This window comes from Shigella sp. FC1661, from assembly GCF_001712525.1.
GTDB lineage: Bacteria > Pseudomonadota > Gammaproteobacteria > Enterobacterales > Enterobacteriaceae > Escherichia > Escherichia coli.
This window is the reverse complement of record NZ_MDGW01000133.1, coordinates 1-25,213: the sequence shown is the minus strand read 5'-3', so window position 1 is coordinate 25,213 and position 25,213 is coordinate 1. Positions and strand designations below refer to the sequence as shown.

The window sequence follows — 25,213 nt, the reverse complement described above, 5'->3', positions numbered from 1 at the left end:
CCCTACCCTATAAAACCGCAGCAACACAATCCATTGTCGCTTCGCTTAATAACCTCAACAATAAAAGTACAAAATGTCTAAATAAGCAACAGCGATGAATATAAAACAACCAGGGCTGAAAATAAAGCCCTGATTATCTTATAAAGAGGAATTCGAAGAAATAATTAGATATGGGTAACGATTTCTTTAATCAGCGGCGGACCTTTAAAAATAAAACCAGAATAAATTTGCACCAGTGAGGCACCCGCAGCAATCTTTTCACGCGCAGCGATAACCGAGTCGATGCCGCCAACACCGATGATCGGTAAGCGACCGTTTAATTCCAGTGACAAGCGGCGAATAATTTCGGTGCTTTTTAACTGAAGCGGACGACCACTTAAGCCACCGGTTTGATCGCAATTTTTCATTCCCTGAACAAGAGAACGATCGAGTGTGGTATTGGTTGCAATAACGCCATCAATATTATGGCGAACTAAACTATCGGCAACCTGGATCAATTCTTCTTCAGAAAGATCCGGCGCGATCTTCACTGCGATCGGCACATATTTATGGTGCATCGCTTGCAAATCATTTTGCTTATTTTTAATCGCGGTTAAGAGATCATCCAGCGCTTCACCATATTGCAGCGTGCGTAATCCTGGGGTATTCGGCGATGAAATATTGATGGCGATATATCCCGCATAGGCATAGATTTTTTCCATACAAATCAGATAGTCATCTTTGCCCTGCTCCACTGGCGTATCTTTATTTTTGCCGATGTTAATACCCAGGACGCCGTCATAATGGGCCTTTTTTACGTTCTCTACGAGGTTATCAACGCCAAGATTATTAAAGCCCATACGGTTGATCAAACCTTCGGCATCTACCAGACGAAAGAGACGCGGCTTGTCATTACCTGGCTGTGGACGTGGCGTGACGGTACCGATCTCGATCGATCCAAATCCCATCGCGCCTAACGCGTCAATGCACTCCCCGTCTTTATCAAGACCGGCTGCCAGACCAAGCGGATTTTTAAACGTCAGGCCCATGCAGTTAACAGGTTTCGCAGGCACTTTCTGCCGCACCAGTGCTTCAAACGGCGTTCCTGTAATACGGCGTAATTGCTGAAAAGTAAACTCATGAGCGCGCTCTGGATCGAGCTGGAAAAGGGCTTTACGAACGAAGGGGTAGTACATGAACTCTCCTGGATTCCCGGTGTGCAAACCGGGGGCGTATTATGTGCGAGTTCGGACCAAAAGGGAATTGACCTGCGGCAAAAAAAACGCAAACGTTTTCCGAACCTGTTTCAGGGCAGATTTTGCTCCTTCTTTGCACTCAACCCGTCGTAATCATTTATCGCCCGCCAGGCGACATGACACGGTGCGATTGCCTGACACCAGCTTGTCTGACGCTGGCTTTTAGGCGGCACAACTCCCGCATTACTTAACGCTTTACCATTTACGCTCACCTGAATCAGGTTAATGTAGTAAGGCGTTGGGTTAGTGAGTTGTACACCCTGCGAATTCCGTGTCCAGCGTAATTGTTGATAAGCTTCCAGCGGGTCGCCCGGCAAACCTTCGGGTCGCCAGAACAGTTTAAATACCGAGCGCATCGCCACTTTTACGCTCTGATTTTCAACTTTGCCGGATGGCACGCTGGCAATGCTTAACTCAAATAGCGTTTCGCGATCCACAGGCAAGATGTCGCTTTCCGTTCTCAGCAAGCGCAACGTGCCTGTAGTACCGGGCTTCAGGAGAATAAGTGGCGGAGCGGCCAGTAATGGTGCTGGCACTGTCGACGCGTCCCCCCCGGCCCAACGCGTTGGGCGGTTGATTTTACTGTTAATCAGCCAGGATTCCTGACTGGTATTAGTCAGTAAAATAGATATCGATTCTCTGTCTGCCGGAAAGATAAATCGCGTTCCGCCGACCACCACTCCTGCCCGCAATTCACCCGCCACCAGCAGCGATAAAACGGCGAAAATCAAGAGCGCCAATCTGTTCCACGTATTAGTCATAATGAAGTACAAATGTCGCGCTGGCATTCACTTTACCCGACTGCACATCGCTATTGACAGGTCGCAATTGCGCATAAAAAGTTAATGGCACCTTACCGCTATGTAGGCTGTAGTCTTTACTCGCCTGGTTAAGCGGAATCAATATCTTCGCATCATCCAGAATCGCAATTGCCAGCCCACTGGCTGCATCCGTACCACTTTCAATGGACAGCATTTCGCTCTGCACTCCGTCGGGGGTTCCTGAAAAGGTGACGTCAACCGTGCTGACATCTGTTCCGCAATCCTGCAAATTAATGATGAAAGATTTCTCCGGGCCATAATTCCCATGAAAAAAACGTGTCAGCGAGACATCGCCTAACTGCACATTGATTTGCTTGCTATCCTGTGCCAGCACGCATGTATTACGGCGAAACGATCCGCTAATGTTGACCGTGCCATCATGGGCAAATAGCTCACAGCCCCCCGTTAATCCCAGTAAGAACAGAATCCAGATTATCCGTTTCAACATCACTCCTTCACTGGTAAACCAGATCAAAATAGAGAACCGCCGTCGCATTACCGCCCGTTGCTCCCGCCTTTGTGGACTTATAACGAAGTTGATATTTGAGTGTGTTATCCCCGGCTTTTAAGGGCGTAAGAGGCTGGACCTGATTGAGCGGGATTTCTTGCTGACTTTGCGCATCAAGAATTTGCACGGCAATCCCCGTTGCCATACCACCGCTTCCGCCTGTGTCAGTTAGTTTGAGCAGTGTCGGCGCAAGGGTGTCAGCCTCGCCGCTAAAAAGGACGTCCGCGCCAGTAATACCAGCGGCACAACCGGTGATATCGATATTCAAATCAGCAGCAGTGCTTACGGTATTCGCAGCCTGAAAATCACTGATATTAAAATCACCAATATGAATATTTTGTAATGCACTTTTGGTGGCGACATCACAGCCCTGATCGACCACATTCCCATAAATATGCATACTAACTTGTTCAGGCCCAGCCATCCCGACATGGATGTTAAGAATGCTAAAGAACAAGATAACGCACTGAAATATCGTTTTTTTCTTCATACGTTCACGCGTTAATCAAAATTTATTCTCACCGTTGCCGTGGCTTCAAATCGCCCGGTTTCTGGTGGTACACCTGTCGTGCTGACTGGATAGACATTCATTCGCGCGATACTGTCTGCATCATCAGGAATAGAGAGCGGTAATGTTCCACCAGCAGGGGAAATAATGTTGTTCTGGCTATCGGTCACCACCACGCCCACGCCAGGACGTGACGTCTTAATCGCCTGGGGATAGCTGGGGTCTGTAGTTGCCGTCAGACTCAGGTTGACGTTAACTAACCCCGCGTTTCCCGTGTTACACCTGACTGGAATTGCAAGTTCTGCCGTTCTGGCCCCAAGAGGCTTATGCCCTACAACACGAAAGTTAGCCGCAAATACGTCGCCCAGATCGACCTCGATTGTTTCTCCGGCATTGACGGAACATGAGCCAAGTGAATTGATAGTACCAGACAGGTAATACACTAAAACCGGTGTACCTGTAGTCGTGCAGGAATCACCTGCGGGTATGTTGTAGCATTCAAATAATCGCGCCAGCGCCATAGGAGGAATGACGACCGAACCAACGAACGGCTGCAATATTTTCAGGGAAAAGCTACCGCTATTACCGCTAGCCCCCTGGCCACCTAAACGTTGACCGCCGGGATCGCAAATATGCCATCGTGTATCTGCCCCTGTGCCCACGTTTTCGAAAGGAACCGCAGTAGGAGAACTGCCTTTAACCTGCAATAAAACTTTGGCGGCAAGATAGTCATTAATTTTGTACCAGTTGTCGCCTAAATAGACTAACGGTGAATCCGCGGCGAATGCCCATCGGCCACTTCTGACATTGTCTTTATCGCAATCACAGGAAACATAATAATCATTCGATTCGTTCCACTGATAAAATTTGTCTTTAACTACTCCAGCCGTATTTTCTTCTTCCTCCAGGGTTTTAACGCCAAAATTGACGCCAATATACGGATTCCCCTGAGTGGTATGACACTGCCCGCTATAAGCAGCAGTTTGAGCGCACCATAGCATTAAGACGGCGGCAAAAAATAGTCGTAGTAATAACACGCATTTTTCTCCAAAGATTATCTGCATATGGCATCCATTCGCGTAATCGCAGAGTTAATTTGTTGTTCGGTAAGCTGGTAACTGATATGACAAATTTGATCGGGAGCTTCGCCCCAGCGTACAGTTATCGCTCCCTGAGCGGGCAAACCGGACATATAGAGCGAGCCATCATCATCAATAATGCCGCTATTAGTCTGTATGCCGTCCAGCGTCGCTATCGCGCCAAAACGCAGCGGTATACCCTGCTTTGATGTTTTCATTAATACCCTTGCTCCCGCATGGGCATTGAACTCCGCCAGAACCAACGCCCCTTTGGTGGGAACCACGTTGACTACTGCATTTTCAAGATCCACGTTACGTTTTAACGATGCCGCATCAAGTGCGATTCGATTTTCCCGATAAGAAGTGGCATAGGGGACAACGGTATATCCGCGCCAGTCAGTTTTCAGCCCGGTGCTGTTCGCCACACGAGTATTCTCTGCGCTTGGTGCTGCAATCAGCACGTTAGTTTCCCCCAGCGATTGCCCCAGGGTAATGCCCTGTGAATGGGCAACTAAACTGCCTGAAAGAGCGTAGTTCAGTTGTTGTTGACTGCCGTTATCGCTGTAGTTGTAGCCCACTCGGGCATCTGCAAACGCCCCTTTGTAGTCCATGCTGGCGCTACCATTAGCCGTTTTCCCCTCGCTGTTATATCCCTGTTGCACGCTGTAGCTCAGGTTACCGTCATCGAGTAGTGTCTCCGTTAAACCCAGGTTTTGTGTAATGTGCCCTTCGTTATCGATACTGGTGTTAGAGGTCATCCAGGCGTAATTTTTTTCCTGGTATAGCTATCATTACTTCTGGGGAGCAACAGATTGAGCGGCAGGGAAAAATTTAGTGCAAACACCTGATCAGCATCAGGTTGACCACGGGACTTACTGTAGTTCCAGGAAACCCCCAGCGAGAGATCTTTAATTTGCGTGTTGTAGCCAAACTGTAATAGCCGATCCTGTTGATCGGTATGCCAGTAAGTTTGCTGGCTACCACTTAAATAAAACGAACCGTAATCGCCTAATTGCTGGGAGATATTGACCTGCAGTTTGCCACGTTTGGTGTAAAACAAATTGTAATAACGCGACCACATCGGCGTATCTTCATCATCACCGTCATTAAATTCGTAGCCATCCATATGTTTATACATGGTGTCGGAAAGGGTGTAGAAACCCGACGTCGAATAGCGATAGCCCATCAGTTGAAAATTAGTGCCCAATTGGTTGAGCGTTTTGGCATACAGAAAACGATATGACTGACCTTTATGTTCGCTTTGGTCTGCCAGCGTACTCTTCGCCTGGGTCGCATCGAACGAAATTGCTCCGAAATCGCCAAGGTTAAATCCCAGACCAAACATGGCGGCACGGTAATATTCAGCATATTGTCCACCACCATACCATGTCGTTCCCCACGGTCCGCCCCACTGCAACGTGGCCTGGGCAAATTTGCTCTCCTGCTGTTCATTACTATTGGTTCTGTATTTCGCCAGTGTCACCGCGTATTTGATTCGCCCCTGACGCTGGAGTAATGGCACGCTGGAAAACGGTACGCTGTAGCTATTGACGCTGCCGTCCGCTTCTTTGATTTCAACTAACAAATCACCGCTCGACGACGTGGAATAGAGATCACTAATTTCAAAAGCACCAGGCGATACATAAGTTTGGTAAATGGTGTAACCATTTTGCTTAATCGTTATCTGGGCATTGCTTTTGGCGATACCACGCACCACAGGCGCAAACCCTTTCAGGCTGTCTGGCAGCATGTTGTCATCTGACGCCAGCTGCACACCACGAAAGCTGACACTATCGAAAAAATCGCCTGCAGTATAATCATCACCTACGGTCAGTTCGCCTTTTAGTGGAATAACCGCCCGCTGCAAATAGCTGCTGAGATTCTTCCATTCTGCGGTTTGGCCACTACTGCGACTCCATGTTGAATTGTTGCGCAATCTCCATGGGCCTAAATTAACGCCACTGTTTAAATTCAGAAAATAGCTGTCGCCAGAATCACTGTCTGCGCTGCTATGAATACTGTTAGCCCCGCTAAACGAATATCCCAGTAATAGCGCGTTGATCCCTTCATCCCAACGTTCAGGGGGGACATAACCACGGGCATTACTTTTGATGGCGATTTGCGGTACTGAAATTTCCAGACGGAGTTTATTCACATTAAACGTTACGCTGGCATCCGGAATAATCTCCGCCAATGGCACACACGCTTGTTTGTCCAGTTGTTTAAAAGCCGGAAACGCATCAGTATTAACACCCATTGCATCCAGGCTTTCAGTCGTCAAACAGGCGGCAATCCCCTTCTCTGGCGTTATCTCAACAAAATTGACGTTGCGCGTATCTACAATTGTCTGATTCAGAACAATATCGACACGATAAACCCCTGGCGTTATTTTTTGTCCTTTTTCGAAACGAGACAAATCGGCCACCATTGAGGGATCATCTTTGAAAAAAGCAGGATCGAACCAGGTTTCAGCTTGTGCATTGAACGCTGCCGACACAAACACCACCAGCCCCCCAATAAACGATGGCACTCCACCAGAGCTTAACAGGCTGTGTTGTCGATGAGTTCTATACATCTCGCTCTCTTAACTGAAGACGGCTTACGATTTACAGTTGAGTTGCGGCGTTTCCGCCCCGTAGTCATTGATGGTTCGACACGTTACGCTGCTATTTTTGGCCCCCTTTGGCAGAGAAAATTGGTATTTATCAAAGGGGGAAATCATTTTATTTTTAACTACTTTTCCACCTATTTTCAGGTCTGTCAGGGTAATGAAATAAGGTGTTGGGTTACTGACCGTAACCATGTCAGCTGACGAAGTGCAACGCAGTTTCGCCGGAGCCTCGCCTAAGGGATACGCTAAACCTTTTGGTCGCCAGAAAAGTTTGATGACGCTTTGTGTGGCAATCTTCAGGGTATTTCCCTCTTCCCGCTTCCCGCTTCGTTGTTGAAGGGACTGCCCGTACGCTAGTGAAGAAAAGGGTTTCTCTGTCTTTCGCCAACGGCGCACCAATGTACATAATGCGTAACAGATTCTCATTAGCCGGATTCAGCACAAATAGCGGTGGTGTAATAATAAAATCTGCTGATTTTTTATTATCTGGGGTCATCACCCATGACTGAATAAGATAAGGAACATCCGGACTGGTGTTACGTACACCCAGTGAAATTTGCTCTTCACCTTCTGAATAAACAAGACGTGTTGCTGCAAGTCCAATCCCGCCTTTACCTGCCGCCCATGCGGATGAGCAGCTGAGTAATATTGCCGTTAAACTTACGGTCACAATTCCCTTTGTTATGCAAGTTTTCATAAATAGTCACTCTTAAAAAATATGAATATCCCCTCCAGAAGACTAGAGGGGTACTAATTAATAAAACAATTAATGAGTTCTATTAATAATAGTTAATATGGAAATTTGTTACCGCATTCACATTACCAGAAGTCGCTTTCCCCGTAGCGATATAATCAACTTTAAAGGTCACTGTTTGCTCAGCAGAATCCGCTAACTGAATATTCGACGTTTCGGTACCGGGAGTTACCGATGTAGAACCATCTGGCAGATACATTTGTAGAGCAACATTCGTCGCTGCATCGGTGGTAGCCTGGTTGGCAAATGCTGTAGGTTGCACGCCGTCAGCCGTACCACTAAAGGTAAACGTCGCATTTTTAGTTACAGTAACATCACAGCCTTCTAAGGCAATTGGTACATCAGTTTTAACGCCAGAGACTGCTCCATTAGTTTGCAACTTGGTGGCGCTGACATTTGGCAATGTGACTACTGAATCTTTCGTCGCAGCTACCAGGGTACAAGCTGGAGCAATAACTTTACCATTAAATGTTACTTTGCCATCCGTGATAGCATTATCATCAGCTGCCATAACGCTGGACGTTGCACATACCACAGTTATAAACGCCGTCAATACACTTTTTTTCATCGTCATCATCCTGATCTCTTCGTAAATATGATAATGCCTTTAAATGACATTAGACTTAATAATAACAATAATTGACCGCCATTTAAATCAAGCATACTAAATCCAATAAGTGACAAATCTTTAATTTATAGATTTCATGAATATTTAAATATTAACTGAACGAGTAATTCATTGATTCAACATCTAATGACTATCCAACAAATAAATATGCGTGATATATAAAGCCCTTTCTTTAGTTTATTTTCAGAAAAAGATACACAAAATTTATATTTGGCATTTTCTTGTCTCTCCGACAGACTGACCGAATTGTTATCAATGTTAACAAAAAAAGAACAATTGGTTATAAGGAGAGAGTATGCGTGTCATCACCCTGGCGGGTAGTCCTCGCTTTCCTTCTCGCTCCAGCTCCTTGCTGGAATATGCGCGGGAAAAACTAAATGGACTGGATGTAGAGGTTTATCACTGGAATCTGCAAAACTTCGCCCCGGAAGATCTGCTTTATGCTCGTTTCGATAGTCCGGCACTCAAGACCTTCACCGAACAGCTGCAACAGGCTGATGGACTGATAGTCGCTACACCTGTGTATAAAGCCGCCTATTCCGGCGCGCTGAAAACCCTGCTCGACCTGCTGCCAGAGCGCGCTTTGCAAGGCAAAGTGGTGCTACCGCTGGCGACGGGCGGTACCGTGGCCCATCTGCTGGCGGTCGATTATGCCCTTAAACCAGTTTTAAGCGCACTGAAAGCTCAGGAGATCCTGCACGGCGTGTTTGCCGATGACTCACAAGTAATTGATTACCATCACAGACCCCAGTTCACGCCAAATCTGCAAACCCGTCTTGATACCGCGCTAGAAACTTTCTGGCAGGCATTGCACCGCCGCGATGTTCAGGTTCCTGACCTTCTGTCTCTGCGAGGTAATGCCCATGCGTAACATCATTAAACTGGCGCTGGTGGGATTGCTTAGCGTCTCTACGATTGCGGTTGCTGCAGAATCCTCGCCTGAAGCGTTATGTATAGGCTATCAGAAAGGCAGTATTGGTATGGTACTGGCAAAAAGCCACCAGTTACTGGAAAAACGCTATCCGCAATCAAAAATCTCCTGGGTGGAGTTCCCCGCGGGTCCGCAAATGTTGGAAGCCTTAAACGTTGGCAGTATTGATCTCGGCAGTACCGGGGATATTCCGCCAATCTTTGCCCAGGCTGCCGGGGCTGATTTGGTATATGTGAGCGTCGAGCCACCGAAGCCCAAAGCCGAAGTGATTCTGGTGGCAGAAAACAGCCCGATCAAAACCGTAGCCGATCTTAAAGGTCACAAAGTTGCCTTTCAGAAAGGTTCCAGTTCACACAACCTTTTACTGCGTGCACTGCGTCAGGCCGGACTTAAGTTTACCGATATCCAACCCACTTACCTAACGCCCGCTGATGCCCGCGCCGCGTTCCAGCAAGGTAACGTTGACGCCTGGGCTATCTGGGATCCCTACTACTCTGCTGCATTATTACAGGGCGGCGTGCGGGTGCTGAAAGACGGCACCGATCTCAATCAAACTGGATCGTTTTATCTGGCAGCTCGTCCCTATGCAGAAAAAAACGGCGCTTTTATTCAGGGCGTACTGGCAACCTTTAGTGAGGCCGATGCGTTAACCCGCAGCCAGCGCGAGCAAAGCATCGCTTTACTGGCAAAAACGATGGGCTTACCGGCACCGGTGATTGCCTCTTACTTAGATCATCGCCCTCCTACCACCATCAAACCGGTTAACGCCGAGGTTGCCGCCTTACAGCAGCAAACGGCAGATCTGTTTTATGAAAATCGTCTGGTGCCGAAAAAAGTCGATATTCGCCAGCGCATCTGGCAGCCCACTCAACTGGAAGGAAAACAATTATGAGTCTGAATATGTTCTGGTTTTTACCGACCCACGGTGACGGGCACTATCTGGGAACGGAAGAAGGTTCACGCCCGGTTGATCACGGTTATCTGCAACAAATTGCGCAAGCGGCGGATCGTCTGGGCTATACCGGTGTGCTGATCCCAACGGGGCGATCGTGTGAAGATGCGTGGCTGGTGGCGGCGTCGATGATCCCGGTGACGCAGCGGCTGAAGTTTCTTGTCGCCCTGCGCCCCAGCGTAACCTCACCTACCGTTGCCGCTCGCCAGGCCGCCACGCTTGACCGTCTCTCAAATGGTCGTGCGTTGTTTAATCTGGTCACAGGCAGCGATCCACAAGAGCTGGCAGGCGACGGCGTGTTCCTTGATCATAGCGAGCGCTACGAAGCCTCGGCGGAATTTACCTAGGTCTGGCGGCGCTTATTGCTGGGGGAAACCGTCAATTTCAACGGTAAACATATTCATGTGCGCGGAGCAAAACTGCTCTTCCCGCCGATTCAACAGCCTTATCCTCCGCTTTACTTTGGCGGATCGTCAGACGTCGCCCAGGAGCTGGCGGCAGAACAAGTTGATCTCTACCTCACCTGGGGCGAACCGCCAGAACTAGTAAAAGAGAAGATCGAACAAGTGCGGGCGAAAGCTGCCGCGCATGGACGCAAAATTCGTTTCGGTATTCGTCTGCATGTGATTGTTCGTGAAACTAACGACGAAGCGTGGCAGGCCGCCGAGCGGTTAATCTCGCATCTTGATGATGAAACTATCGCCAAAGCACAGGCCGCATTCGCCCGGACGGATTCCGTAGGACAACAGCGAATGGCGGCGTTACATAACGGCAAGCGCGACAATCTGGAGATCAGCCCCAATTTATGGGCGGGCGTTGGCTTAGTGCGCGGCGGTGCCGGAACGGCGCTGGTGGGCGATGGTCCTACGGTCGCTGCGCGAATCAACGAATACGCCGCGCTTGGCATCGACAGCTTTGTGCTTTCGGGCTATCCGCATCTGGAAGAAGCGTATCGGGTCGGCGAGTTGCTGTTCCCACATCTGGATGTCGCCATTCCGGAAATTCCCCAGCCGCAGCCGCTGAATCCGCAAGGCGAAGCGGTGGCGAATGATTTTATCCCCCGTAAAGTCGCGCAAAGCTAAGGAAGAAATAATGGCAACGCCAGTGAAGAAGTGGTTATTGCGCGTTGCCCCCTGGTTTTTACCGGTGGGCATCGTGGCGGTGTGGCAACTGGCCTCCTCAGTTGGCTGGCTGTCGACGCGTATTTTGCCCTCACCGGAAGGGGTGGTGACGGCGTTCTGGACGCTCTCCGCCAGCGGCGAACTGTGGCAGCATCTGGCGATCAGTTCCTAGCGGGCGCTGATTGGCTTTTCAATTGGCGGATCGCTGGGGTTGATTTTGGGACTGATTAGCGGGCTATCTCGCTGGGGAGAACGGCTGCTGGATACCTCAATTCAGATGTTGCGCAACGTGCCGCATCTGGCGCTGATCCCGCTGGTGATTTTGTGGTTTGGCATTGATGAATCCGCAAAAATCTTTCTGGTGGCGCTCGGTACGCTGTTTCCCATTTATATCAACACCTGGCATGGCATCCGTAATATCGATCGCGGGCTGGTGGAGATGACGCGTAGCTATGGGTTATCCGGCATACCGCTGTTTATCCATGTGATCCTGCCTGGTGCCCTGCCCTCAATTATGGTCGGCGTGCGTTTTGCGTTGGGCCTGATGTGGCTGACGCTGATTGTTGCCGAAACCATTTCTGCCAATTCCGGCATTGGTTATCTGGCGATGAATGCGCGAGAGTTTTTGCAAACGGACGTGGTGGTAGTCGCTATTATTCTTTACGCCCTGCTCGGCAAACTTGCTGACGTCAGCGCGCAGCTGTTAGAGCGCCTCTGGTTGCGCTGGAACCCGGCTTATCATTTGAAGGAGGCCACGGTATGAATACTGCTCGTCTGAACCAGGGCACACCATTGTTGCTCAATGCAGTAAGCAAACATTACGCGGAAAATATCGTCCTGAACCAACTGGATTTACATATTCCGGCAGGTCAGTTTGTGGCGGTGGTGGCAAAAGTACCCTGCTGCGCCTGCTGGCCGGGCTGGAAACGCCAACCGCAGGCGATGTGTTGGCAGGCACCACACCGCTGGCTGAAATTCAGGAAGACACGCGAATGATGTTTCAGGATGCGCGTCTGCTACCGTGGAAATCGGTGATTGATAACGTTGGGTTAGGCCTTAAAGGCCAGTGGCGCGATGCCGCGCGTCGGGCGTTGGCTGCGGTAGGACTGGAGAATCGCGCCGGGGAATGGCCTGCCGCACTTTCAGGCGGGCAGAAACAGCGAGTGGCGCTGGCAAGAGCGTTGATTCATCGACCGGGTTTATTGTTGCTTGATGAACCGCTCGGGGCACTGGACGCCTTAACGCGACTCGAGATGCAGGATTTGATTGTGTCACTTTGGCAGGAGCACGGCTTTACCGTACTGTTGGTGACGCATGATGTGAGCGAAGCGGTAGCAATGGCTGACCGGGTGTTATTAATTGAAGAGGGAAAAATTGGTCTGGATTTGACAGTGGATATCCCCCGTCCGCGTCGATTAGGGTCGGTGCGATTAGCGGAGCTGGAATCGGAAGTGTTGCAAAGGGTGATGCAGCGTGGTGAATCTGAAATTCGCCTGAGAAAACAGGGGTAAATTCCCCGAATGGCGGCGCTATTGCCGCCATTCGGTTATTTATCAAGCCAGTGCTTTGGTGATCTTCTCGTACAGATCGCCAGAGAGATTTTCCAGCCCTTTCAACTGTTCCAGCGCCGCGCGCATTTTCTCCTGACGTTTGGCATCATAACGTTTCAGGCGAATCAGCGGTTCAATCAGACGTGAAGCCACCTGCGGGTTACGGCTGTTGAGGTCGGTAAGCATTTCCACCAGGAACTGGTAACCGCTCCCATCTTCGGCATGGAACGCTGCCGGATTGCTGCCCGCAAACGCGCCAATCAACGAACGAATACGGTTCGGGTTGCTCATGGTAAATGAGCGATGCTGCAACAGACCGCGCACCGTCTCCAGCACATTCGCCGCCGGGCTGGTGGCTTGCAGGATAAACCATTTATCCATCACCAGACCGTCCTGATGCCACTTATCGTCGTATTCCTGCATCAGCGCATCACGGCATGGCAGCTGTGCGGCAACCGCCGCAGAAAGCGCCGCCAGCGCATCGGTCATATTGTTCGCTTCGTGGAACTGCTTGCTCACCAGCACGTCAGCCAGATGCGTTTCACCAAAAGCAAGGAAGCGCAGGCAGGCATTACGCAGAGTGCGTTTCGCAATATCTTCATGCTCAACACGGTACTCGCTCTGGTAATTCGCGTTGTAAATAGCCAGCAGCTCATCCGCCAGTTCAGTCGCCAGAGTACGAGTGAGTGCTTCGCGTACTTCGGCAATAGCAATCGGGTCGATGATATCGAACAGTTCAGCCATTTCATTGACAGAAGGCAGCGTCAGGATTTCTGCCGCCAGCGCCGGATCAATCTTCTCATCGAGCAGCACTGCGCGGAAAGCGTCAGCCACATGTACCGGCAGAGACAGCGGCTGCCCTTGCTGATGTCGGGCGACGTTCAGCTTGATGTAGGTTGCCAGCAGGCTTTGTGCCGCATCCCAGCGGGAGAAATCATTACGCGCATGACGCATCAGGAAGGTCAGTTGCTGATCGCTCCACTTATATTCCAGTTTCACTGGCGCAGAGAATTCGCACAGCAGCGCAGGCACCGGCTGGAAGTAGACATTATCAAAAACAAAGGTCTGTTCCGCCTGGGTGACGTTCAGCACGGAATTCACCGGATGACCGCCTTTCTGCAACGAGATCACTTTGCCTTCGTTGTCATACAATTCGATGGCAAACGGAATATGCAGCGGCTGTTTTTCTGCCTGATCCGGCGTGGCTGGCGTGCGCTGGCTGATGGTCAGGGTGTACTGCTCGGTTTCCGGATTGTAGTCGTCTTTGACGGTCACAATCGGCGTGCCGGACTGGCTGTACCAACGGCGGAAATGGGAGAGATCGACATTCGACGCATCTTCCATCGCCTGCACAAAGTCGTCGCAGGTTGCCGCGCTGCCATCATGGCGCTCGAAATAGAGTTGCATCCCTTTCTGGAAGTTTTCTTCGCCCAGCAGGGTGTGGATCATACGGATCACTTCCGCGCCCTTCTCGTAAACGGTCAGGGTATAGAAGTTGTTCATCTCAATGACCATGTCCGGGCGGATCGGGTGCGCCATCGGGCTGGCGTCTTCCGCAAACTGCAATCCGCGCATGGTGCGCACATTATTGATGCGGTTAACTGCACGGGAACCAAGGTCAGAGCTGAATTCCTGATCGCGGAAGACGGTTAAACCTTCTTTCAGGCTGAGCTGGAACCAGTCGCGGCAGGTGACTCGGTTACCGGTCCAGTTATGGAAATATTCATGGCCGATAACGCGTTCAATATCGAGGTAATCTTTGTCAGTGGCGGTGTCGGTGCGGGCCAGCACATATTTGGAGTTAAAGATATTCAAACCCTTATTCTCCATTGCGCCCATATTGAAGAAATCCACCGCGACGATCATATAGATGTCGAGGTCATACTCCAGGCCGAAGCGTTCTTCATCCCATTTCATTGAGTTTTTCAGCGAGGTCATCGCCCACGGCGCGCGATCAAGGTTGCCGCGATCGACGTACAGCTCCAGCGCCACTTCGCGACCAGAACGCGTGGTAAAGGTGTCGCGCAGTACATCAAAGTCGCCTGCCACCAGCGCAAACAGGTAGCACGGTTTCGGGAACGGGTCCTGCCACTGTACCCAATGGCGTCCGTTTTCCAGTTCACCTTGCGCAACGCGGTTACCGTTGGAAAGCAGGAAGGGATATTTGGTTTTATCGGCAATAATTTTGGTGGTAAAACGCGCCAGCACGTCCGGGCGGTCGAGATAATACGTAATATGGCGGAAACCTTCGGCTTCACACTGGGTGCAAAGCGCATCGCCTGACTGATAAAGCCCTTCCAGCGCGGTATTCGCCGCCGGGCTTATTTCATTAACGATCTTAAGCGTAAAATGCTCCGGCAAATTACTGATGACCAGTGCGCCCTCTTCTTCTTTCCAGGCGGTCCACGGCTCATCATTAATATGAACAGAAACCAGTTTGAGGTCTTCGCCGTTGAGACGAAGCGGAGCATCTGATGCACCATGACGGACAGCCTGGCTGACCGCGGTAACGACCGTCTTTTGCGCGTCGAGGTCAAAGGTCAAGTCAATATCAGTAATCTGGTAATCCGGCGCACGATAATCGTGACGGTATTTGGCTTGTGGCTGTTGAGTCATAAATAACCTTTAGCATCTTTTATAGAGTCTGGTGTTCAGTCTATTCCTGTTGCGTAAATCGCGCTATGCAGAATCTTCATCTTTTCAGGTACAAACGCCTTTATTGCTACATTTTTATAACATACACCGCGTAATGCCATCGACCAGAAAGGTGGCATATGGTGTGATCGGGGTTCAATAAATTGCGAAACAAGGTATACTCCAGCAGTTCCTGAAGATGTTTATTGTACTAAACGCTCCTGTACGAGGATGCTACTGCGCACCTATGACACAATTCGCTTCTCCTGTTCTGCACTCGTTGCTGGATACAGATGCTTATAAGTTGCATATGCAGCAAGCCGTGTTTCATCACTATTACGATGTGCATGTCGCGGCGGAGTTTCGTTGCCGAGGTGACGATCTGCTGGGTATTTATGCCGATGCTATTCGTGAACAGATTCAGGCGATGCAGCACCTGCGCCTGCAGGATGATGAATATCAGTGGCTCTCTGCCCTGCCTTTCTTTAAGGCCGACTATCTTAACTGGTTACGCGAATTCCGCTTTAACCCGGAACAAGTCACCGTGTCCAACGATAATGGCAAGCTGGATATTCGCTTAAGCGGTCCGTGGCGTGAAGTCATCCTCTGGGAAGTTCCTTTGCTGGCGGTTATCAGTGAAATGGTACATCGCTATCGCTCACCGCAGGCCGACGTTGCGCAAGCCCTCGACACGCTGGAAAGCAAATTAGTCGACTTCTCGGCGTTAACCGCCGGTCTTGATATGTCGCGCTTCCATCTGATGGATTTTGGCACCCGTCGCCGTTTTTCTCGCGAAGTACAAGAAACCATCGTTAAGCGTCTGCAACAGGAATCCTGGTTCGTGGGCACCAGCAACTACGATCTGGCGCGTCGGCTTTCCCTCACGCCGATGGGAACACAGGCGCACGAATGGTTCCAGGCACATCAGCAAATCAGCCCGGACCTAGCCAACAGCCAGCGAGCTGCACTTGCTGCCTGGCTGGAAGAATATCCCGACCAACTTGGCATTGCATTAACCGACTGCATCACTATGGATGCTTTCCTGCGTGATTTCGGTGTCGAGTTCGCCAGTCGGTATCAGGGCCTGCGTCATGACTCTGGCGACCCGGTTGAATGGGGTGAAAAAGCCATTGCACATTATAAAAAGCTGGGAATTGATCCACAGAGTAAAACGCTGGTTTTCTCTGACAATCTGGATTTACGCAAAGCGGTTGAGCTATACCGCCACTTCTCTTCCCGCGTGCAATTAAGTTTTGGTATTGGGACTCGCCTGACCTGCGATATCCCCCAGGTAAAACCCCTGAATATTGTGATTAAGTTGGTAGAGTGTAACGGTAAACCGGTGGCGAAACTTTCTGACAGCCCTGGCAAAACTATCTGCCATGATAAAGCGTTTGTTCGGGCGCTGCGCAAAGCGTTCGACCTTCCGCATATTAAAAAAGCCAGTTAATATCATCAGGGAGCTAATCGGCTCCCTTTTTTTACCTTTAATTCCGAAATCTTGCGCTGCATTTGCGAATTCTGCTTGTCTGATTGCAGATGCCAGGTAACATAGGTATCCCCCCATTTACGGGTGGACAAGTGTTTATTTTTTCCGACTATTAACAGAGAGAATATTATGAGCGTTGTGCCTGTAGCCGACGTACTCCAGGGCCGCGTAGCCGTTGACAGCGAAGTCACCGTACGCGGATGGGTACGTACCCGCCGAGATTCAAAAGCTGGCATCTCCTTCCTCGCCGTTTATGACGGTTCCTGCTTTGATCCTGTACAGGCTGTCATCAATAATTCTCTGCCCAATTACAATGAAGACGTCCTGCGTCTGACCACCGGCTGCTCGGTCATTGTGACGGGTAAAGTCGTGGCGTCGCCGGGCCAGGGGCAACAATTTGAAATTCAGGCCAGCAAAGTTGAAGTTGCTGGTTGGGTTGAAGATCCAGACACTTACCCGATGGCGGCAAAACGCCACAGCATTGAGTATCTGCGTGAAGTCGCTCACCTGCGTCCGCGCACAAACCTGATTGGTGCCGTCGCGCGCGTTCGCCATACGCTGGCGCAGGCGCTGCATCGCTTCTTTAACGAGCAGGGATTCTTCTGGGTTTCAACGCCACTGATTACCGCATCTGATACCGAAGGTGCAGGCGAAATGTTCCGCGTTTCTACGCTGGATCTGGAAAACCTGCCGCGTAACGATCAGGGCAAAGTGGATTTCGACAAAGACTTCTTTGGTAAAGAGTCTTTCCTGACCGTATCTGGCCAGTTGAACGGCGAAACCTACGCTTGCGCATTATCCAAAATTTATACCTTCGGCCCGACTTTCCGTGCTGAAAACTCCAACACCAGCCGTCACCTGGCGGAATTCTGGATGCTGGAGCCGGAAGTGGCGTTTGCTAACCTGAACGATATCGCGGGTCTGGCTGAAGCCATGCTGAAATATGTCTTCAAAGCGGTTCTCGAAGAACGCGCAGACGACATGAAATTCTTCGCTGAACGCGTAGATAAAGATGCCGTTTCACGTCTGGAACGCTTCATTGAGGCCGATTTCGCGCAGGTGGATTACACCGACGCAGTGACCATTCTCGAAAACTGCGGCAGGAAGTTTGAAAACCCGGTTTACTGGGGCGTCGATCTCTCTTCTGAGCATGAGCGTTATCTGGCGGAAGAACACTTTAAAGCACCGGTAGTGGTTAAAAACTATCCGAAAGATATTAAAGCGTTCTATATGCGCCTCAACGAAGACGGTAAAACCGTTGCGGCTATGGACGTTCTGGCTCCGGGCATCGGTGAGATCATTGGTGGCTCCCAGCGTGAAGAACGTCTGGACGTTCTGGACGAGCGTATGCTGGAAATGGGCCTGAATAAAGAAGATTACTGGTGGTATCGCGATCTGCGTCGCTACGGTACTGTTCCGCATTCAGGTTTCGGTCTTGGTTTTGAACGCCTGATTGCTTACGTAACTGGCGTGCAAAACGTGCGTGATGTGATTCCGTTCCCACGTACTCCGCGCAACGCCAGCTTCTGATTTTCTTCCTCAAAGAGCCAGCGCCTGCTGGCTCTTTTTTATCCTTTCTGTCAAGTTATCTGTTTGTTAAGTCAAGCAATCTATTTGCAACCCCGCCATAACGATCATCCTGTTACGGAATATTACATTGCAACATTTACGCACAAAAAATAACCCGCATTCTTATTGCGGATTAGTTTTTTCTTAGCTGATAGCACAATTTTCATACTATTTTTTGGCATTCTGGATGTCTGAAAGAGGATTTTGTGCCAGGTCGATAAAGTTTCCATCAGAAACAAAATTTCCGCTTAGTTAATTTAAATATAAGTAAATCATATAAATAGATAAAAATTGCTGTAAATATCATCACGTTTCTATGGAAATATGACGGTGTTCACAAAGTTCCTTAATTTTTACTTTTGATTACATATTTTTCTTTTTGAAACTAAATCTTTATCTTTGCAGCACTTTCACGGTAGCGAAACGTTAGTTTGAATGGAAAGATGCCTGCAGACACATAAAGACACCAAACTCTCATCAATAGTTCCGTAAATTTTTATTGACAGAACTTATTGACGGCAGTGGCAGGTGTCATAAAAAAAACCATGAGGGTAATAAATAATGATGAAGCGCAATATTCTGGCAGTGATCGTCCCTGCTCTGTTAGTAGCAGGTACTGCAAACGCTGCAGAAATCTATAACAAAGATGGCAACAAAGTAGATCTGTACGGTAAAGCTGTTGGTCTGCATTATTTTTCCAAGGGTAACGGTGAAAACAGTTACGGTGGCAATGGCGACATGACCTATGCCCGTCTTGGTTTTAAAGGGGAAACTCAAATCAATTCCGATCTGACCGGTTATGGTCAGTGGGAATATAACTTCCAAGGTAACAACTCTGAAGGCGCTGACGCTCAAACTGGTAACAAAACGCGTCTGGCATTCGCGGGTCTTAAATACGCTGACGTTGGTTCTTTCGATTACGGCCGTAACTACGGTGTGGTTTATGATGCACTGGGTTACACCGATATGCTGCCAGAATTTGGTGGTGATACTGCATACAGCGATGACTTCTTCGTTGGTCGTGTTGGCGGCGTTGCTACCTATCGTAACTCCAACTTCTTTGGTCTGGTTGATGGCCTGAACTTCGCTGTTCAGTACCTGGGTAAAAACGAGCGTGACACTGCACGCCGTTCTAACGGCGACGGTGTTGGCGGTTCTATCAGCTACGAATACGAAGGCTTTGGTATCGTTGGTGCTTATGGTGCAGCTGACCGTACCAACCTGCAAGAAGCTCAACCTCTTGGCAACGGTAAAAAAGCTGAACAGTGGGCTACTGGTCTGAAGTACGACGCGAACAACATCTACCTGGCAGCGAACTACGGTGAAACCCGTAACGCTACGCCGATCACTAATAAATTTACAAACACCAGCGGCTTCGCCAACAAAACGCAAGACGTTCTGTTAGTTGCACAATACCAGTTCGATTTCGGTCTGCGTCCGTCCATCGCTTACACCAAATCTAAAGCGAAAGACGTAGAAGGTATCGGTGATGTTGATCTGGTGAACTACTTTGAAGTGGGCGCAACCTACTACTTCAACAAAAACATGTCCACCTATGTTGACTACATCATCAACCAGATCGATTCTGACAACAAACTGGGCGTAGGTTCAGACGACACCGTTGCTGTGGGTATCGTTTACCAGTTCTAATAGCACACCTCTTTGTTAAATGCCGAAAAAACAGGACTTTGGTCCTGTTTTTTTATACCTTCCAGAGCAATCTCACGTCTTGCAAAAACAGCCTGCGTTTTCATCAGTAATAGTTGGAATTTTGTAAATCTCCCGTTACCCTGATAGCGGACTTCCCTTCTGTAACCATAATGGAACCTCGTCATGTTTGAGAACATTACCGCCGCTCCTGCCGACCCGATTCTGGGCCTGGCCGATCTGTTTCGTGCCGATGAACGTCCCGGCAAAATTAACCTCGGGATTGGTGTCTATAAAGATGAGACGGGCAAAACCCCGGTACTGACCAGCGTGAAAAAGGCTGAACAGTATCTGCTCGAAAATGAAACCACCAAAAATTACCTCGGCATTGACGGCATCCCTGAATTTGGTCGCTGCACTCAGGAACTGCTGTTTGGTAAAGGTAGCGCCCTGATCAATGACAAACGTGCTCGCACGGCACAGACTCCGGGGGGCACTGGCGCACTACGCGTAGCTGCCGATTTCCTGGCAAAAAATACCAGCGTTAAGCGAGTGTGGGTGAGCAACCCAAGCTGGCCGAACCATAAGAGCGTCTTTAACTCTGCAGGTCTGGAAGTTCGTGAATACGCTTATTATGATGCGGAAAATCACACTCTTGACTTCGATGCACTGATTAACAGCCTGAATGAAGCTCAGGCTGGCGACGTAGTGCTGTTCCATGGCTGCTGCCATAACCCAACCGGTATCGACCCTACACTGGAACAATGGCAGACACTGGCACAACTCTCCGTTGAGAAAGGCTGGTTACCGCTGTTTGACTTCGCTTACCAGGGTTTTGCCCGTGGTCTGGAAGAAGATGCTGAAGGACTGCGCGCTTTCGCGGCTATGCATAAAGAGCTGATTGTTGCCAGTTCCTACTCTAAAAACTTTGGCCTGTACAACGAGCGTGTTGGCGCTTGTACTCTGGTTGCTGCCGACAGTGAAACCGTTGATCGCGCATTCAGCCAAATGAAAGCGGCGATTCGCGCTAACTACTCTAACCCACCAGCACACGGCGCTTCTGTTGTTGCCACCATCCTGAGCAACGATGCGTTACGTGCGATTTGGGAACAAGAGCTGACTGATATGCGCCAGCGTATTCAGCGTATGCGTCAGTTGTTCGTCAATACGCTGCAGGAAAAAGGCGCAAACCGCGACTTCAGCTTTATCATCAAACAGAACGGCATGTTCTCCTTCAGTGGCCTGACAAAAGAACAAGTGCTGCGTCTGCGCGAAGAGTTTGGCGTATATGCGGTTGCTTCTGGTCGCGTAAATGTGGCCGGGATGACACCAGATAACATGGCTCCGCTGTGCGAAGCGATTGTGGCAGTGCTGTAAGCATTAAAAACAATGAAGCCCGCTGAAAAGCGGGCTGAGACTGATGACAAACGCAACATTGCCTGATGCGCTACGCTTATCAGGCCTACGCGTCCCCTGCAATATTTTGAATTTGCACGATTTTGTAGGCCGGATAAGGCGCTCGTGCCGCATCCGGCATAAACAAAGCGCACTTTGCCAGAAATCCAGGCCCGCATTAAAAGCGGGCTTTTTATGTGCCTTACCAGACGGGCATTTCGTCTTGCAGGAAGGGATTATGCAGGCGTTCATAACCAAGTGTGGATAATGGTCCGTGACCCGGAATAAATGTCACGTCATCCCCCAGTGGCAGCAATTTATCTTTGATTGAAGAAATCAGTTGATTATGATCGCCACGCGGGAAGTCACTGCGCCCTACTCCGCCTTTGAAAATAACATCGCCAGAAATCAGCAGCTTTGCCCGATCATCAAAAAACACGACATGACCCGGCGTATGCCCAGGGCAATGTAACACCTGTAAAGTCACATTTCCTATGCTGATGGTATCGCCTTCGTTCAGCCAACGATCTGGCGTCAGCGGCTGGCACTCTTCCAGACCAAACATACGACTTTGCACAGGCAAGCCTTGCAGCCAGAACTCATCTTCTTTTTCCGGGCCAAAAACCGGCACGCCGTAATGTTGCGCCAGTTCCGCCGCTGCGCCAACGTGGTCCAGATGACCATGCGTCAGCAGGATCTGCATCAGTGTCAGGCCGCTGTCATCAACTTCCTGTTTGATTTTTTCCGCATCGCCGCCAGGATCGACCAGTGCGGCCAGACGGGTTTGTTCACACCAGATTAATGAACAGTTCTGGGAGAATGCGGTGACCGGAATAATACGATAGTTCATACTGCCCCTGTTTCGTTAAGCGATTGCTACCAGTGCCGTGCTGGCCCGGTATCAATATGCACAAAGTTACTACGTGGGTAATATCCTACACCACCTGCGCGCATAGATAACGCGGCTTTGCGAATATTGCTTAACGCGATACCTTCAATATGGAAATCCATCGCCTGGCCTTTAGTGTGATAGCTTTTCTTCGCTACTCCACGGCTGCGGGCGCGTAGTTCATTGTTGGTATCAATGGAACGATAACCGGAAATGAGTTGCACCGGTTTGCGCGTGCCTAACAACCCTTGCAGGCGATACAACTGGTCGAATAATCCTGGGTCGATGGACTTTATTTTGTTCGCGCGGTAATCGCGGAAAAAATGGTTAAGTTTTGCCAATTCTTCCTGAATATAGCCTCTGCCATCGAAAAACTCCGCTTTGATTGACTCTCCGGTATGAAGATTATTGAGTGTCAAAATGCGCGGGCGTGGGGTAGAGAGTGTTGCAAACGCAGGGGTTGGCAGGATGGCGGCACCGAGTGCAACGCCACCAAGCGCCAGCAATTTGCGGCGATTAGCGTCGAATTTGTCCATGATAATCAAGTCTACAGGTCAATGTTATCGTTTATATGCACTTCTGGCGCACAAGAGGCACCTTAACCGCCCGTAAAGCAGACGTCAAGATGACTCAACCCCAGCAGTGACGGGGGCTGCAGAGAATCGCCCCCAATCATGCTAATTATTACGACAACTGATTTCCCCGAACTACTTCATTTACCTGATTAATTGTTCCGCTTTCGATACGATTTGCGAGCTGGATCGCGCAGGCAGATCATAATTGTAAATATCTGTACGATACTGGGTACGACCATCTGCACCAACAAAGGCCGTCAGGTAGTAGAGATTCACCGGAATCGACTGCCGAATATTGACGTAACGTGTATCACCCTGCTTCAGCGCATCAGAAATACGTTTGTCATTCCAGCCTGCATCCTGCAACAGCATATTCGCCAGATCGGAAGCTTTATTCACTCGTACACAGCCTGAGCTCAATGCGCGTGTATCACGCTTGAACAGATTGTGGTTCGGCGTGTCATGCAAATAAATGGCCTCTGAACTCGGCATATTGAATTTATAGCGCCCCAGCGAGTTCCGTGGGCCTGGAGCCTGCTGGAAGCGGAACGGTAAATTCGAGGCCGTGATTGTAGACCAGTCAACCTGCCATGGGTCAATCGCTTCTCTGCTGTTCCAGCCACGCATCACCGTATAGCCATGGCTTTCGAGATATCCCGGATCGTTGCGCACTTTTGGCAGAATATCTTTGCGTGCCAGAGTTGGAGGTACGTTCCACGGCGGGTTTACCACTACGTTGTTAAGGGCACTGCTCATCATCGGCGTTTTGCGATCGGGGCGACCGACAATGACTCGCGAATCCAGCACCTGATTGCCGTTCTGATAGTAGACCAGCGAATAGGCCGGAATGTTAACCATGATCCCGGTAGAAAGCTCTGTTGGCAGCAAGCGCAATCGCTGGATGTTGAGAGCCAACACGCCAGCACGCTGGGCGGGCGTTACGTTTAACCAGTCACGTGTTGCCGGGCCAATAGCACCATCTGCCCCCAATCCTTGCCATGCCTGAAAACGTTTAACGGCTTCCACCAGTTCATTATCGTAGGCGGCGCGAACGGCAGGCGCAGGTTTACTACGAGACGTCGTTTGCTTGTCCATCGGCTTAGTTTCTGCTGTTTCAACAGTAACAGCGGATGGGCTGACTACCGCGTCAGTTGGCGTGTCATCGCCAGGTAGAGTAATTTTCGGCCCCCCGTCCAACATGCCTGTGCGTTGCAATATTTCGCGCAACGCCGGTACGTCGTTACTCCACTGCCCTAGGCGCAACGTTGCTTTGCCGGTCAGTTGGGGCCACGGTTTGGTGTCACTGAGTAAGGCCAGTAACGATTCATGCATCGCCGCATATTGCGGATGCTGCGGTGCCAGTCCTGCAACAAACGTAGGCAATTGACCTTTATCCAGCGCCAGCTGCCATTGGTTAATCACCGAGAGCGGCGGCGTTGCAAGTGCATAAGGTTTACTGCTATATAGCCAGCGAGTGCCTTTGACCGGAATATTTGCAATGAAATGGAGATAGCCCATCATCGCATCAGAGAGCACTACGTCGCGTGCCATCCCGTTAACACCAGGATCGGTCAGTAACTCTACCCATTTATTAAACTGCGGCTGGAAACCGGCAATCGCCACCTCTGCCAGCTGTTGCTGGAAGGCTTTAACAGCATCACGGTTTTCCCACATGGGTTGCATATCGCGTGCGGCATACAACAGTTGAAGCTGGTTAAGATAAACCGGCTTGTAACCTGCGGGTAATTGAGATTCGATTTGCGTGCGGGCTTTTTCTGCCGCACCTTCAGGCAATGGCTGGATCCCCGCCATTATTGCCGTGGCTTGCGCCTGCGGCAGTGCCTCGCCCTGTTCACTGACAGCCACCGGGCTGTCGCCAGGGATTACTTCAGGCTCATCGGCCTGCGCATTGAACAGTGGAGCGAATGTTACGGCCAGGCACAAACTGATTGCCGACAGCCGACGACCACACATCATATTAAGCAACATCCCTTGCCCCCTGTTTTTATCATACTCTGAATAGCCAGGCTGTTATTTTACGACTTGCCTGTACAACGCCAATACTCACGAAAGTATGACGAGCAAGCCTGTTACTCATCAGGCTTATCTTCAGTATATAAACGCCGATACGTTTTTACATAACCTAATGTAAAGAAGTTTAAAGAAAAGCGCGCCGTTATGTGTAATGCCGATCAGTTAAGGATCAGTTGACCGATCCAGTGGCTGTGTAAGAATCCGGAAACGCTCACTTGTTTCCGGATTTTTTTATGCACATTGGACAGGCTCTTGATCTGGTATCCCGTTACGATTCTCTGCG

General features: G+C 49.8%; 17 protein-coding genes and 5 pseudogenes. 10 read left to right on the top strand and 12 right to left on the bottom strand.

Annotation, left to right across the window (positions count from 1 at the left end; genetic code table 11):
- Window positions 1-164 precede the first annotated feature (164 nt).
- The 8 genes and pseudogenes from pyrD to BFF42_RS09385 all read right to left on the bottom strand — a co-directional run bounded on the left by pyrD (window position 165) and on the right by BFF42_RS09385 (window position 8,084).
- On the bottom strand, window positions 165-1,175 hold the full coding sequence (pyrD, locus tag BFF42_RS09420) for a quinone-dependent dihydroorotate dehydrogenase (RefSeq protein WP_001295352.1): 1,011 nt from the start codon (window positions 1,173-1,175) through the stop codon (window positions 165-167).
- A gap of 110 nt (window positions 1,176-1,285) precedes the next feature.
- Entirely contained in the window at window positions 1,286-2,023 is a 738-nt protein-coding gene (locus tag BFF42_RS09415; protein WP_165850217.1) for a fimbrial chaperone, read from the bottom strand.
- Window positions 1,989-2,504, bottom strand: coding sequence for a fimbrial protein (locus tag BFF42_RS09410; protein WP_000919489.1), 516 nt, complete (start codon window positions 2,502-2,504; stop codon window positions 1,989-1,991). Before BFF42_RS09410 ends, BFF42_RS09415 begins: the two co-directional genes overlap by 35 nt.
- 7 nt (window positions 2,505-2,511) lie before the next feature.
- The gene (locus BFF42_RS09405) at window positions 2,512-3,054 is read right to left on the bottom strand and encodes a fimbrial protein (RefSeq protein WP_000730614.1); all 543 of its coding nucleotides are present in this window, start codon (window positions 3,052-3,054) and stop codon (window positions 2,512-2,514) included.
- An 11-nt stretch (window positions 3,055-3,065) separates the two neighbouring features.
- Window positions 3,066-4,136, bottom strand: a complete 1,071-nt coding sequence (locus BFF42_RS09400) for a fimbrial protein (protein WP_001165655.1) — start codon at window positions 4,134-4,136, stop codon at window positions 3,066-3,068.
- Window positions 4,127-6,726 (bottom strand): annotated as a pseudogene (locus BFF42_RS09395) (fimbrial biogenesis usher protein). Before BFF42_RS09395 ends, BFF42_RS09400 begins: the two are co-directional and overlap by 10 nt.
- Before the next feature lie 24 nt (window positions 6,727-6,750).
- Window positions 6,751-7,459 (bottom strand): annotated as a pseudogene (locus BFF42_RS09390) (fimbrial biogenesis chaperone).
- An 82-nt stretch (window positions 7,460-7,541) separates the two neighbouring features.
- Window positions 7,542-8,084 carry a fimbrial protein gene (locus BFF42_RS09385; RefSeq protein ID WP_000750284.1) on the bottom strand — a complete coding sequence of 181 codons (543 nt, stop codon included), beginning with the start codon at window positions 8,082-8,084 and terminating at the stop codon, window positions 7,542-7,544.
- 355 nt (window positions 8,085-8,439) lie between these two features.
- On the opposite strand from BFF42_RS09385, the gene ssuE reads away from it, so the two are divergent.
- The 5 genes and pseudogenes from ssuE to ssuB all read left to right on the top strand — a co-directional run bounded on the left by ssuE (window position 8,440) and on the right by ssuB (window position 12,659).
- Entirely contained in the window at window positions 8,440-9,015 is a 576-nt protein-coding gene (ssuE, locus tag BFF42_RS09380; protein ID WP_001263933.1) for an NADPH-dependent FMN reductase, read from the top strand.
- Complete coding sequence (gene ssuA / locus BFF42_RS09375) at window positions 9,008-9,967, top strand: aliphatic sulfonate ABC transporter substrate-binding protein SsuA (protein WP_001244336.1); 960 nt, start codon at window positions 9,008-9,010, stop codon at window positions 9,965-9,967. Before ssuE ends, ssuA begins: the two co-directional genes overlap by 8 nt.
- A pseudogene (gene ssuD / locus BFF42_RS09370) lies at window positions 9,964-11,109 on the top strand (FMNH2-dependent alkanesulfonate monooxygenase). Before ssuA ends, ssuD begins: the two are co-directional and overlap by 4 nt.
- A 10-nt stretch (window positions 11,110-11,119) precedes the next feature.
- Window positions 11,120-11,911: pseudogene (gene ssuC, locus BFF42_RS09365) on the top strand (aliphatic sulfonate ABC transporter permease SsuC).
- Window positions 11,908-12,659 (top strand): annotated as a pseudogene (ssuB, locus tag BFF42_RS09360) (aliphatic sulfonates ABC transporter ATP-binding protein). Before ssuC ends, ssuB begins: the two co-directional pseudogenes overlap by 4 nt.
- A gap of 42 nt (window positions 12,660-12,701) precedes the next feature.
- Here ssuB and pepN read toward each other — a convergent pair.
- The gene (pepN, locus tag BFF42_RS09355) at window positions 12,702-15,314 is read right to left on the bottom strand and encodes an aminopeptidase N (protein ID WP_000193834.1); all 2,613 of its coding nucleotides are present in this window, start codon (window positions 15,312-15,314) and stop codon (window positions 12,702-12,704) included.
- Between the two features lie 265 nt (window positions 15,315-15,579).
- Between pepN and pncB the strand changes: the two genes are divergently transcribed.
- The 4 genes from pncB (at window position 15,580) to aspC (ending at window position 21,414) form a co-directional block, all read left to right on the top strand.
- On the top strand, window positions 15,580-16,782 hold the full coding sequence (gene pncB / locus BFF42_RS09350; protein ID WP_001323688.1) for a nicotinate phosphoribosyltransferase: 1,203 nt from the start codon (window positions 15,580-15,582) through the stop codon (window positions 16,780-16,782).
- A 168-nt stretch (window positions 16,783-16,950) separates the two neighbouring features.
- Complete coding sequence (gene asnS, locus BFF42_RS09345) at window positions 16,951-18,351, top strand: asparagine--tRNA ligase (protein WP_000117881.1); 1,401 nt, start codon at window positions 16,951-16,953, stop codon at window positions 18,349-18,351.
- A 600-nt stretch (window positions 18,352-18,951) separates the two neighbouring features.
- Window positions 18,952-20,040 carry a porin OmpF gene (gene ompF / locus BFF42_RS09340; protein WP_000977920.1) on the top strand — a complete coding sequence of 363 codons (1,089 nt, stop codon included), beginning with the start codon at window positions 18,952-18,954 and terminating at the stop codon, window positions 20,038-20,040.
- 183 nt (window positions 20,041-20,223) lie between these two features.
- Entirely contained in the window at window positions 20,224-21,414 is a 1,191-nt protein-coding gene (gene aspC / locus BFF42_RS09335; protein WP_000462687.1) for an aspartate transaminase, read from the top strand.
- 220 nt (window positions 21,415-21,634) lie between these two features.
- Here aspC and gloC read toward each other — a convergent pair whose 3' ends face one another.
- From gloC to ldtD, 3 genes are all read right to left on the bottom strand, one after another.
- Window positions 21,635-22,282, bottom strand: a complete 648-nt coding sequence (gloC, locus tag BFF42_RS09330; RefSeq protein ID WP_001109490.1) for a hydroxyacylglutathione hydrolase GloC — start codon at window positions 22,280-22,282, stop codon at window positions 21,635-21,637.
- A gap of 26 nt (window positions 22,283-22,308) precedes the next feature.
- On the bottom strand, window positions 22,309-22,857 hold the full coding sequence (gene mepK / locus BFF42_RS09325) for a peptidoglycan L,D-endopeptidase MepK (RefSeq protein ID WP_001295932.1): 549 nt from the start codon (window positions 22,855-22,857) through the stop codon (window positions 22,309-22,311).
- 180 nt (window positions 22,858-23,037) lie between these two features.
- A complete protein-coding gene (ldtD, locus tag BFF42_RS09320; RefSeq protein WP_000925987.1) occupies window positions 23,038-24,885 on the bottom strand; it encodes a L,D-transpeptidase in 1,848 nt (615 codons plus the stop codon).
- 260 nt (window positions 24,886-25,145) lie between these two features.
- Here ldtD and BFF42_RS28270 point away from each other — a divergent pair.
- Window positions 25,146-25,213 (top strand): hypothetical protein (locus tag BFF42_RS28270; RefSeq protein WP_241012944.1); only part of this gene is annotated, 68 nt, incomplete at its 3' end.